The sequence below is a fragment of the Pseudomonas sp. PDM24 genome, from assembly GCF_019218905.1.
Taxonomy (GTDB): Bacteria; Pseudomonadota; Gammaproteobacteria; order Pseudomonadales; family Pseudomonadaceae; genus Aquipseudomonas.
In genome coordinates, this window is the sequence record NZ_JAHUWR010000003.1 from 389,921 (window position 1) to 401,547 (window position 11,627).

General features: G+C 60.0%; 10 protein-coding genes. 9 read left to right on the forward strand and 1 reads right to left on the reverse strand.

What is annotated here, in order from left to right:
• Window positions 1-181 precede the first annotated feature (181 nt).
• The 3 genes from hydA (at window position 182) to preA (ending at window position 4,421) form a co-directional block, all read left to right on the forward strand.
• The gene (gene hydA, locus KW837_RS13405; protein ID WP_218396351.1) at window positions 182-1,621 is read left to right on the forward strand and encodes a dihydropyrimidinase; all 1,440 of its coding nucleotides are present in this window, start codon (window positions 182-184) and stop codon (window positions 1,619-1,621) included.
• 157 nt (window positions 1,622-1,778) lie between these two features.
• Window positions 1,779-3,146, forward strand: coding sequence for an NAD(P)-dependent oxidoreductase (locus tag KW837_RS13410; RefSeq protein ID WP_218396746.1), 1,368 nt, complete (start codon window positions 1,779-1,781; stop codon window positions 3,144-3,146).
• Window positions 3,147-4,421: an NAD-dependent dihydropyrimidine dehydrogenase subunit PreA gene (preA, locus tag KW837_RS13415; protein WP_218396353.1), complete on the forward strand. Its 1,275-nt coding sequence runs from the start codon at window positions 3,147-3,149 to the stop codon at window positions 4,419-4,421.
• A 143-nt stretch (window positions 4,422-4,564) separates the two neighbouring features.
• Here preA and KW837_RS13420 read toward each other — a convergent pair whose 3' ends face one another.
• Window positions 4,565-5,185 (reverse strand): TetR/AcrR family transcriptional regulator, encoded by a 621-nt coding sequence (locus KW837_RS13420; protein ID WP_007899508.1) that lies wholly within the window; start codon window positions 5,183-5,185, stop codon window positions 4,565-4,567.
• Between the two features lie 237 nt (window positions 5,186-5,422).
• Here KW837_RS13420 and KW837_RS13425 point away from each other — a divergent pair, with 237 nt between their 5' ends.
• The 6 genes from KW837_RS13425 (at window position 5,423) to KW837_RS13450 (ending at window position 11,574) form a co-directional block, all read left to right on the forward strand.
• Entirely contained in the window at window positions 5,423-6,718 is a 1,296-nt protein-coding gene (locus KW837_RS13425) for an OprD family porin (protein ID WP_218396355.1), read from the forward strand.
• A 175-nt stretch (window positions 6,719-6,893) separates the two neighbouring features.
• Window positions 6,894-7,706 carry an NAD(P)-dependent oxidoreductase gene (locus KW837_RS13430; RefSeq protein WP_218396357.1) on the forward strand — a complete coding sequence of 271 codons (813 nt, stop codon included), beginning with the start codon at window positions 6,894-6,896 and terminating at the stop codon, window positions 7,704-7,706.
• 45 nt (window positions 7,707-7,751) lie between these two features.
• Window positions 7,752-8,645, forward strand: a complete 894-nt coding sequence (locus tag KW837_RS13435) for an SMP-30/gluconolactonase/LRE family protein (RefSeq protein WP_218396359.1) — start codon at window positions 7,752-7,754, stop codon at window positions 8,643-8,645.
• Between the two features lie 60 nt (window positions 8,646-8,705).
• A complete protein-coding gene (locus tag KW837_RS13440; protein ID WP_218396361.1) occupies window positions 8,706-9,689 on the forward strand; it encodes a TRAP transporter substrate-binding protein in 984 nt (327 codons plus the stop codon).
• A 76-nt stretch (window positions 9,690-9,765) separates the two neighbouring features.
• Window positions 9,766-10,293, forward strand: a complete 528-nt coding sequence (locus KW837_RS13445; protein ID WP_218396363.1) for a TRAP transporter small permease — start codon at window positions 9,766-9,768, stop codon at window positions 10,291-10,293.
• Window positions 10,294-11,574, forward strand: coding sequence for a TRAP transporter large permease (locus tag KW837_RS13450; RefSeq protein WP_007899501.1), 1,281 nt, complete (start codon window positions 10,294-10,296; stop codon window positions 11,572-11,574). It abuts the gene before it with no gap.
• Window positions 11,575-11,627: the final 53 nt, after the last annotated feature.

Below are 11,627 nucleotides of genomic sequence, written 5' to 3' on the forward strand. Positions count from 1 at the left end.
ATCGTTATTTTTCAATTAGTTAAAATAGAAATAAGCTTATAAAAAATATTCTTGCTCAATCCACAAACTGCAGCTAGCGTCTATTCTTGACAGCGCTGACAGGAATACACCGATTGGCGTCTGCTTCATATAAAACATTTAGAACCGGCATCAGTCGGTCAATGCCTGCGAGGAACTCGGAATGTCTCTGTTGATCCGTGGCGCCACCGTTATTACCCATGATGAAAGTTATCGCGCCGACGTCTATTGCGCCGACGGCGTGATCAAAGCCATCGGTGAAAACCTCGATGTTCCCACCGATGCCGAAGTGCTCGATGGCAGCGGCCAATACCTGATGCCCGGCGGCATCGATCCGCACACTCATATGCAGTTGCCCTTCATGGGCACGGTGGCCAGCGAGGACTTCTTCAGCGGCACCGCAGCGGGGCTTGCCGGCGGTACCACCTCGATCATCGACTTCGTGATTCCCAACCCGCAGCAATCGTTGATGGAGGCGTTTCATCAATGGCGCGGCTGGGCGGAGAAATCGGCGTCGGATTACGGTTTCCATGTCGCGATCACCTGGTGGAGCGAACAGGTCCGCGAGGAAATGGCCGAGCTGGTCAGCCACCACGGGGTCAACAGTTTCAAGCACTTCATGGCCTACAAGAACGCGATCATGGCCGCCGACGATACGCTGGTGGCGAGTTTCGAGCGTTGTCTGGAATTGGGCGCCGTGCCGACCGTACACGCGGAAAACGGCGAGCTGGTCTATCACCTGCAACGCAAATTGATGGCCCAGGGCATGACCGGGCCGGAAGCACATCCGCTGTCGCGGCCTTCGCAGGTGGAAGGTGAAGCCGCGAGCCGGGCGATCCGCATTGCCGAAACCCTCGGCACGCCGCTGTACCTGGTGCATGTCTCGACCAAGGAAGCCCTCGACGAAATCACCTACGCCCGCGCCAAGGGCCAACCGGTCTACGGCGAAGTGCTGGCCGGGCATCTGCTATTGGACGACAGCGTTTACCAACACCCGGACTGGCAGACCGCCGCCGGTTACGTGATGAGCCCACCCTTCCGTCCTCGCGGCCATCAAGAGGCGCTTTGGCACGGCCTGCAAGCGGGCAACCTACACACCACCGCCACCGACCACTGCTGCTTCTGCGCCGAACAAAAAGCCGCCGGTCGTGACGACTTCAGCAAAATCCCGAACGGCACCGCCGGTATCGAAGACCGCATGGCGGTGCTCTGGGATGAAGGGGTGAATACCGGGCGTTTGTCGATGCAGCACTTCGTTGCCCTCACCTCTACCAACACCGCGAAGATCTTCAACCTCTATCCGCGCAAAGGGGCAATCCGCGTTGGCGCCGATGCGGATCTGGTGCTCTGGGATCCGGAAGGTACGCGGACGATTTCAGCCAAGACCCATCACCAGCAAGTCGACTTCAATATTTTTGAAGGCAAGACCGTGCGTGGCGTGCCGAGCCACACCGTCAGCCAGGGCCGAGTGGTGTGGGCCGATGGTGATTTGCGCGCCGAGCGTGGTGCCGGTCGGTATGTCGAACGGCCGGCGTATCCGGCGGTGTTTGATTTGCTGAGCAAGCGGGCTGAGCTGTGCAGGCCGGTTGCGGTGAAACGCTGAGATCGAGGCCTTCGGCCTTCGCGGGCAAGCCTCGCTCCTACATTTGGAATGCATCCCCCTGTAGGAGCGAGGCTTGCCCGCGAAGAGGCCGGCCCAGACAACAAAAAAACCAATGCCCATCAGAGGCAGCACCTCAAATAACCGTGAGGCCAACACCGTGATCAAGACCTTGAACCACCTCCCGCATCCCCATGAGGACGCGGCCGCCCTCGCCGGCCATTTCTCCGATCTGGCGCCGCCGCTCAACGACCGTCAGGCCCATCTGGAAGCCTCGCGTTGTCTGTATTGCTACGACGCGCCGTGTGTGAATGCCTGTCCGAGCGACATCGATATTCCATCGTTCATCCGCAATATCCATCAGGAAAACGTTCAGGGCGCCGCGCAGAAAATCCTCTCGGCGAATATCCTCGGCGGCAGTTGCGCCCGGGTCTGCCCGACGGAGATTCTTTGCCAGCAGGCCTGCGTGCGCAACAACGCCCAGGAATGCGCGCCGGTGCTGATCGGCCTGTTGCAACGCTATGCCGTGGACAATGCCCATTTCAGCGAACACCCGTTCCAGCGTGCCGCCTCGACCGGCAAGCGCATCGCCGTGGTCGGTGCCGGCCCGGCGGGTTTGTCGTGTGCGCACCGCAGCGCCATGCACGGCCATGACGTGGTGATTTTCGAGGCGCGGGAAAAGGCTGGCGGCCTCAACGAATACGGAATCGCCAAGTACAAACTGGTGGACGATTACGCGCAGAAGGAACTTGAATTCCTGATGGGGATTGGCGGGATCGAAATCCGCCACGGCCAGAAACTCGGCGACAACCTGACCCTCAGCGAACTGCATCAGCAATTCGATGCGGTGTTCCTCGGCCTTGGTCTGGCCGCCAGCAAACAGCTGGGGCTAGCCCATGAGGATGCCCCCGGCCTGCTCGCCGCCACCGACTACATCCGCGAACTGCGTCAGGCCGATGACCTGACGCAACTGCCACTGGCCGAGCACTGCATTGTCCTTGGTGCCGGCAACACCGCCATCGACATGGCCGTGCAAATGGCCCGTCTCGGCGCTCGCGACGTGAATCTGGTGTACCGCCGCGGCGCCCCGGACATGGGCGCCACCGGTCACGAACAGGACATCGCCAAGGCCAATCAGGTGCGGCTGCTGACCTGGGCGCAACCGCAAGAGGTGCTGCTCGACGATAAGGGCCAGGTGCGCGGCATGCGCTTCGCCCGCACCCGGTTGGTGGAAGGTCGTCTGCAAACCACCGGCGAAACCTTCGAACTGGCCGCCGACGCGATCTTCAAAGCCATCGGCCAAACCTTCGACAACAGCGCCCTCGCCGATCCGCTGGCCCGTGAACTCAAGCGTCAGGGCGACCGCATCCTCGTCGACGAACAGCTGCGCACCAGCATCCCCGGCGTGTATGCCGGCGGCGACTGCACCAGCCTCGATCAGGACCTCACCGTGCAGGCCGTGCAACACGGCAAGCTGGCCGCCGAGGCCATCAACGCTCAACTCATGCTCAACGTGGAGGCTGCGTAAATGGCCGATCTCTCGATTGTCTTCGCCGGCATCAAAGCCCCCAATCCGTTCTGGCTGGCCTCTGCGCCGCCGACCGATAAAGCCTACAACGTGGTTCGCGCATTCGAGGCCGGCTGGGGCGGCGTGGTCTGGAAAACCCTGGGTGAAGACCCGGCGGCGGTCAACGTGTCATCACGCTACTCGGCGCACTTCGGGGCTAATCGGGAGGTGCTGGGTTTTAACAACATTGAACTGATCACCGACCGTTCGCTGGAGATCAACCTGCGGGAAATCACCCAGGTCAAAAAGGACTGGCCGGATCGCGCGCTGATCGTGTCGCTGATGGTGCCCTGCGTCGAAGAGTCATGGAAAAACATTCTGCCGCTGGTGGAAGCCACCGGGGCCGATGGCATCGAACTGAATTTCGGCTGCCCCCACGGCATGCCGGAACGGGGTATGGGCGCGGCGGTCGGCCAAGTGCCGGAATACGTCGAGCAGGTCACCCGCTGGTGCAAGACCTATTGCTCGCTGCCGGTGATCGTCAAGCTCACGCCGAACATCACCGACATCCGCGTCGCGGCCCGTGCCGCTTACCGGGGCGGGGCCGATGCGGTGTCGCTGATCAACACGATCAACTCGATCACCAGCGTCAACCTGGAACGCATGGTCGCCAACCCAGCCGTGGGCAGCCAAAGCACCCATGGTGGTTATTGCGGCTCGGCAGTGAAGCCGATTGCGTTGAACATGGTCGCCGAGATCGCCCGCGACCCGCAGACCCAAGGCTTGCCGATCTCTGGCATTGGCGGCATCGGCAGCTGGCGCGATGCGGCGGAATTCATTGCCCTGGGCAGCGGTTCGGTACAGGTGTGCACGGCGGCGATGCTGCATGGTTTCCGGATTGTCGAGGAGATGAAGGACGGTTTGTCCCGCTGGATGGACAGTCAGGGCTACGCCAGCGTGTCGGAGTTTTCCGGGCGTGCGGTGGGCAATACCACGGACTGGAAGTACCTGGACATCAACTACCAGGTGATTGCGAAGATTGATCAGCAGGCATGTATCGGTTGCGGTCGGTGCCACATCGCTTGCGAAGACACCTCGCACCAGGCGATTGCCAGCCTTAAGCAGGCGGACGGGACGCATAAATATGAAGTGATCGATGATGAGTGTGTGGGGTGCAATCTGTGTCAGATCACGTGTCCGGTGCAGGATTGCATCGAGATGGTGCCGATGGATACCGGCAAGCCGTTCCTGGACTGGAACCATGATCCGAGGAATCCGTACCATGTCGCGGTCTGAGGACTGCGTTGCCTGAACTGACGCCTTCGCGAGCAAGCCCGCTCCCACAGTGGATCACCTTCGTGCACAAATACTGTGTTCGCTAGAGATTTAATGTGGGAGCGGGCTTGCTCGCGAAGAGGCCGGCAATAGCGCCAAAAATCTCAAGGCTCCAACCCGATCCCCCGCAAGATCACACTGGTCACCGTCTGCACCGCCCGCTCGAACTGCATGTCCGACAGCGGCTGGTGATCATTAAGAATATTCACCTGGTGATCGAAGTCGGCGTAGTGCTGGGTCGAGGCCCAGATCATGTACAGCAGGCTGGAAGGCTCCACCGGCAGGATGCGTTTGTCCTCCACCCACTGGCGAATTTTCGCTTCTTTCATCTTGGCCCAGTCGTACAGGCTGGCGTCCAGTTTCTCACCCAGTGTCGGCGCACCGTGGATGATTTCGTTGGCCCAGACTTTCGAACCGTACGGCCGGCTGCGGGAATGGTTCATCTTGGCGCGGATGTAACTGCTGAGTACCACACGCGGGTCATCGAACATCTCGAAGCACAAGGCGTCCTGCTTCCAGACCTCCAGCAAACCCAGCAATACCGCGCTGTACAGCTCGCTCTTGGTGCTGAAGTAGTAATGCAGGTTGGAACGCGGCAGTTGTACTTCGGCGGCGATGTCGGCCATGGCGGTGCTGCCGAAACCTTTTTCGGCGAAGACTTTTTCGGCCCCCAGCAGAATTTTTTCGACGTTACTGCGACGAATCTCGATCTTGTGATTGCCCATGAGGGCTCCCTGGCAACAACGTTGATCAAGACTAGCATCCGCTCTGGATCGGGGCGACAGGGGAACACGAAACTTCGTACGGTGGTCTTGCAGCTCGGTGACAGTCAACATTGATGGAGAAGTCATCGTATAACTTGTGATTGACATCCCCTTAAAGCCTCGCAAATAATCGCCGCCAATGTTGTACGACGACGTATAACAAAAAATAAAAACAACAAAAAACAAGGGAGCGTTATCGTGAGCAGACTTGCCCGTAATTCCTTCGCCAGCACCCCTCGCCCCACCTTCGTCCGTCGCCATACTCTCAGCCTGATCGGTTGCAGCAGCCTGGCCTTCCTCCTGCCCCTGACCAGCCAGGCCGAAGGTTTCGTCGATGACGCCAAGGCCACGCTGAACCTGCGTAACGCCTACATCAATCGCAACTTCACCAACCCGAACAATGCCCAGGGCAAGGCTGAAGAGTGGACGCAGAACTTCATCCTCGACGCCAAATCCGGGTTCACTCAGGGCCCCGTCGGTTTCGGCGTGGATGTACTCGGTATGTACTCGCAGAAACTCGACGGCGGTAAGGGCACGGGCGGCACGCAATTGCTGCCGATCCATGATGACGGCCGCCCCGCCGACAATTTCGGCCGTCTGGGTGTGGCGCTGAAAGCCAAGGTGTCGAAAACCGAATTGAAGGTCGGGGAATGGATGCCGGTGCTGCCGATCCTGCGCTCCGATGATGGTCGCTCGCTGCCGCAAACCTTTCGCGGCGGCCAGGTCACCTCCACCGAACTCAGCGGCCTGACGCTCTATGGCGGCCAGTTTCGCGGCAACAGCCCGCGCAATGACGCGAGCATGGAAGACATGTCGATGAGCGGCAGAGGCGCGTTCACCTCCGACCGCTTCAACTTTGGTGGCGGCGAGTATGCGTTCAATGAAAAGCGTACTCAGGTCGGCGTGTGGTACGCGGAACTCAGCGACATTTATCAGCAGCAGTATTTCAACCTGAGCCATAGCCAGCCCATGGGTGACTGGACCCTGGGTGCCAACCTCGGTTACTTCATCGGCAAGGAAGACGGCAGCGCGCTGGCCGGCGACCTCGATAACAAAACCGCGTTCGCCCTGCTCTCGGCCAAATACGGCGGCAACACCTTCTATGTCGGCCTGCAAAAACTCAGCGGCGACAGCGCCTGGATGCGCGTCAACGGCACCAGCGGCGGCACGCTGGCTAACGACAGCTACAACGCCAGCTATGACAATGCCAAGGAACGCTCCTGGCAGGTGCGCCACGACTACAACTTCGTCGCCCTCGGCATCCCCGGCCTGACGCTGATGAACCGCTACATCAGCGGCGATAACGTGCACACCGGAGCGATCACCGATGGCAAGGAATGGGGCCGCGAATCGGAGCTGGCCTACACCGTGCAAAGCGGTGCGCTGAAGAGCCTCAACGTCAAATGGCGCAACGCTACCATCCGCCGCGATTTCAGCACCAATGAATTCGATGAGAACAGGATCTTTATCAGTTACCCGATTTCGTTGTTGTAAGGCGGACACCTTTTCAGGTTGGCATAAATCCCATGTGGGATGAATGAACATGACCCTCCGTCAATTTCAACCAAAGTCGCGTTGACAAGCGCCGGAAAGCCTAACAATACTTCGACCAAGTCATACGACAACCTACAACAACCCAATAACGACAATTTACTGTTCAGGGATTTACATGACGACCACATCCCCATTCAATCGCCTGCTCCTGACCGGCGCCGCCGGTGGCCTCGGCAAAGTCCTGCGCGAACGCCTGCGACCTTACGCCAAAGTCCTCCGTCTGTCGGACATCGCCGACATGGCGCCAGCCATTGATGATCGCGAAGAAGTCGTGCCGTGCGACCTCGCCGACAAGCAAGCGGTGCATCAACTGGTCGAAGGCGTGGACGCGATCCTGCACTTCGGCGGCGTGTCGGTGGAGCGTCCGTTCGAAGAGATCCTCGGTGCCAACATCTGCGGCGTGTTCCATATCTACGAAGCGGCTCGTCGCCATGGTGTGAAGCGGGTGATTTTCGCCAGTTCCAACCATGTCATCGGCTTTTACAAGCAGGACGAAACCCTCGACGCCCACTCCCCTCGCCGCCCGGACAGCTATTACGGCTTGTCCAAGTCCTACGGTGAAGACATGGCCAGTTTTTACTTCGATCGCTATGGCATCGAAACCGTCAGCATCCGCATCGGCTCCTCGTTCCCGGAACCACAGAACCGCCGAATGATGAGCACCTGGCTGAGCTTCGACGACATGACCCAACTGCTCGAACGCGCGTTGTACACCCCGAATGTCGGCCACACCGTGGTGTACGGCATGTCCGCCAACAAGAGCGTCTGGTGGGACAACCGTTTCGCCGCACACCTGGGTTTTGCGCCACAGGACACGTCCGAAGTGTTCCGCGAAAAAATCGAAGCCCAACCAATGCCTGCCGAGGATGATCCGGCCCGGGTTTATCAGGGTGGTGCCTTTGTCGCGGCCGGGCCGTTCGGCGACTGAGCCTTCGCCAATCCCCACATAACAAAGCCAAGGGAATGCGTTGCCATGCAAGTCGAATTGATTGTCGATGCCCGCAATGCGGTCGGTGAAAGCCCGGTGTGGGTCCCCGAGGAAAACGCCCTGTACTGGGTCGATATTCCGGCCGGTGGATTACAGCGCTGGAATGCCGACAGCGGGCACGTTCACGCCTGGAAAGCCCCGCAAATGCTCGCCTGCATCGCTCGTCACAGCGCGGGTGGCTGGGTCGCCGGCATGGAAAGCGGATTCTTTCACCTGCACCCGCACAACGATGGCAGCCTCGACAGCGAACTGCTGGCCCGCGTCGATCACGCCCGCCCCGACATGCGTCTGAACGATGGCCGCTGTGATCGTCAGGGCCGTTTCTGGGCCGGCAGCATGGTGCAGAACATGGGCGCCAACGCCGCCGACGGCACGCTCTATCGCTACAGCGCCGGACAACCCGGGCCGCTCGACGCCCGGCTCAGCGGTTTCATCGTGCCCAACGGCCTGGGTTTCAGCCCGGACGGCAAGACCATGTACCTCTCGGATTCGCACCCGAACGTGCAGCAGATCTGGGCCTTCGATTACGACATCGACAGCGGCACGCCGTCCAACCGTCGGCTGTTCGTCGACATGCATCACTTCCTCGGCCGCCCCGATGGCGCGGCGGTGGATGCCGAAGGTTGCTACTGGATCTGCGCTAACGACGCCGGGCTGATTCACCGTTTCACCCCCGATGGCCGACTGGATCGTTCCCTCCCCGTGCCGGTGAAGAAACCGACCATGTGCGCCTTCGGTGGCAGCCAGCTCGATACGCTGTTTGTGACCTCGATCCGCCCCGCTGACGACCATGACGAACAGTCGCTGGCCGGCGGCGTGTTTGCCCTCAACCCCGGCGTCAAAGGCTTGCCCGAGCCGGTGTTCAACGAATTGCTGTAACCCCTCTGCTGCATCGCTGTGCCTTGAATAAAAACAACAACAAGACTGGAGACACACCCCATGGATTTCAAACGCACCTTGCTCGCCGCCGCACTTCCCATCACTGCAGCACTCACCTTCACCCTCAGCAGCGCCGCCCAGGCGCTGGAAATCAAATTCGCCGACATTCACCCCGCCGGTTACCCGACCGTGGTCGCCGAAGAACAACTGGGTAAAACCCTGGTGGCCGACAGCAACGGCAAACTGACTTTCAAGATGTTCGCCGGCGGTGTGCTCGGTTCGGAAAAAGAGGTCATCGAACAGGCCCAGGTCGGCGCCATTCAGATGGCCCGGGTCAGCCTAGGCATCGTCGGGCCGGTGGTGCCGGACGTGAACGTGTTCAACATGCCGTTCGTGTTCCGCGACCAGGCGCACATGCGCAAAGTCATCGACGGTGAAGTCGGTGACGAAATCCTCGACAAGATCACCCACTCCGAATTCAACCTGGTCGCCTTGGCCTGGATGGACGGCGGCACACGCAATATCTACACCAAGAAACCGGTTCGCAGCCTCGCCGACCTCAAAGGCATGAAGATCCGCGTGCAGGGCAACCCGATGTTCATCGACACCATCAATGCCATGGGCGGCAATGGCATCGCGATGGATACCGGCGAGATTTTCAGTGCCTTGCAGACCGGGGTGATCGACGGCGCGGAAAACAACCCGCCGACCCTGCTCGAACACAACCACTACCAGAACGCCAAGTTCTACAGCCTGACCGGGCACCTGATCCTGCCCGAGCCGATCGTGATGTCGAAAATCACCTGGGAAAAACTCAGCCCCGACCAGCAAGTGTTGGTGAAAAAAGCCGCCAAAGCCGCACAGGCCCAGGAACGCACACTGTGGGATGCGAAGTCCGCCAGCAGCGAAGAAAAACTCAAGGCCGCCGGCGTCGAGTTCATCACCGTCGACAAAAAACCTTTCTATGAAGCCACGGCGTCGGTCCGGGAGAAATACGGCGCGCCTTACGCCGACCTGATCAAGCGCATCGAAGCCATTCAGTAACCCCCCCTGCATTCATGAAAGGCCCGGCACCGTTGACGAGTGAATCGTCAGCGGCGCCCGGTTACGGTGAAATCCGATGAAGAATTTGCTGCTGCGCATCAACGACAGGATTTACATGACCTGCATCTGGGTCGCCGGCCTGTCGGTCCTGGCTATTTCCCTGATCATTCCCTGGGGCGTCTTCGCCCGTTACATCCTCGGCACCGGTTCCAGCTGGCCGGAGCCCACCGCGATCTTGCTGATGATGGTCTTCACCTTCATCGGCGCCGCCGCCAGTTATCGGGCCGGAGCGCACATGGCCGTGGCCATGCTCACTGACCGTATGGCCCCCGAACTGCGCAAGACCATGAGCATTGTTTCGCAACTGCTGATGGCGACCATTTGCCTGTTTATGGCCATCTGGGGCACCAAGCTCTGCATGTCCACCTGGAACCAGTTCATGAGCGCCTTGCCTACCTTGCGCGTGGGCATCACCTACATGCCGATCCCCGTAGGCGGTGTGCTGACGCTGATTTTCGTGCTGGAAAAACTCTTGCTCGGTGACCAGAGCAACCGTCGGGTCGTGCGTTTCGACCTGGTTGAAGAAAGCGAAGGTGCCGCCTAAATGGACGCTCTGATTCTGCTCGGCAGTTTTATCGCTTTGATCCTGATCGGCATGCCGGTCGCCTACGCCCTGGGGCTTTCTGCCTTGATCGGGGCGTGGTGGATCGACATCCCGTTCCAGGCGCTGATGATTCAGGTCGCGGGCGGCGTTAACAAATTCTCGTTGCTGGCGATTCCTTTCTTCGTGCTCGCCGGCGCGATCATGGCCGAGGGTGGCATGTCCCGCAGGCTGGTGGCTTTTGCCGGGGTGCTGGTGGGGTTCGTGCGCGGCGGCTTGTCGCTGGTGAACATCATGGCCTCGACCTTCTTTGGCGCGATTTCCGGGTCTTCAGTGGCAGACACGGCGTCGGTCGGTTCAGTGCTGATTCCGGAGATGGAGCGTCGCGGCTATCCGCGGGATTTCTCCACCGCCGTGACAGTCAGCGGTTCAGTACAAGCCCTGTTGACGCCACCCAGCCATAACTCAGTGCTGTACTCGCTGGCCGCTGGCGGGACCGTTTCGATCGCTTCGCTGTTCATGGCCGGCGTGGTGCCGGGCCTGCTGATGAGCGCGTGCCTGATGGTGCTGTGCCTGATCTTCGCCAGAAAGCGCAACTACCCCAAGGGCGAAGTCATTCCCCTGCGGCAAGCGCTGAAAATCTGCGGTGAAGCGATGTGGGGCCTGATGGCGATGGTCATCATTCTCGGCGGGATTCTCTCGGGCATCTTCACCGCCACCGAATCGGCGGCGATCGCGGTGCTGTGGTCATTCTTCGTCACCATGTTCATCTACCGCGACTACAAGTGGCGTGAGCTGCCCAAGTTGATGCACCGCACGGTGCGCACGATCTCGATCGTGATGATCCTGATCGGCTTCGCCGCCAGCTTCGGCTACATCATGACGCTGATGCAGATCCCGGCGAAGATCACCACGATGTTCCTGACCCTGTCGGACAACCGTTACGTGATCCTGATGTGCATCAACGTGATGCTGCTGTTGCTCGGCACGGTGATGGACATGGCGCCGCTGATCCTGATCCTTACGCCGATTCTGATGCCGGTGATTCTGGGCATTGGCGTGGACCCGGTGCAGTTCGGCATGATCATGCTGGTGAACCTGGGGATCGGCTTGATCACGCCACCGGTGGGCGCGGTGCTGTTTGTCGGCTCGGCGGTGGGCAAGGTCAGCATCGAAAGCACCGTGAAAGCGCTGCTGCCGTTCTATGGCGTGCTGTTCCTGGTGCTGATGGCCGTGACCTACATTCCCGCCATTTCGCTGTGGTTGCCGCATTTGGTGTTGTGACCCTTTATTTGTAGGAGCCAGGCTTGCCGGCGAAAGCGTTCTTGAGGACGCCT

Excerpts from the sequence above, each read along its gene's own strand:
- hydA (WP_218396351.1), top strand. The coding sequence starts at position 182 with ATGTCTCTGTTGATCCGTGGCGCCACCGTTATTACCCATGATGAAAGT.
- preA (WP_218396353.1), top strand. The coding sequence starts at position 3,147 with ATGGCCGATCTCTCGATTGTCTTCGCCGGCATCAAAGCCCCCAATCCG.
- KW837_RS13420 (WP_007899508.1), bottom strand. The coding sequence starts at position 5,185 with ATGGGCAATCACAAGATCGAGATTCGTCGCAGTAACGTCGAAAAAATT.
- KW837_RS13430 (WP_218396357.1), top strand. The coding sequence starts at position 6,894 with ATGACGACCACATCCCCATTCAATCGCCTGCTCCTGACCGGCGCCGCC.
- KW837_RS13435 (WP_218396359.1), top strand. The coding sequence starts at position 7,752 with ATGCAAGTCGAATTGATTGTCGATGCCCGCAATGCGGTCGGTGAAAGC.
- KW837_RS13440 (WP_218396361.1), top strand. The coding sequence starts at position 8,706 with ATGGATTTCAAACGCACCTTGCTCGCCGCCGCACTTCCCATCACTGCA.
- KW837_RS13445 (WP_218396363.1), top strand. The coding sequence starts at position 9,766 with ATGAAGAATTTGCTGCTGCGCATCAACGACAGGATTTACATGACCTGC.
- KW837_RS13450 (WP_007899501.1), top strand. The coding sequence starts at position 10,294 with ATGGACGCTCTGATTCTGCTCGGCAGTTTTATCGCTTTGATCCTGATC.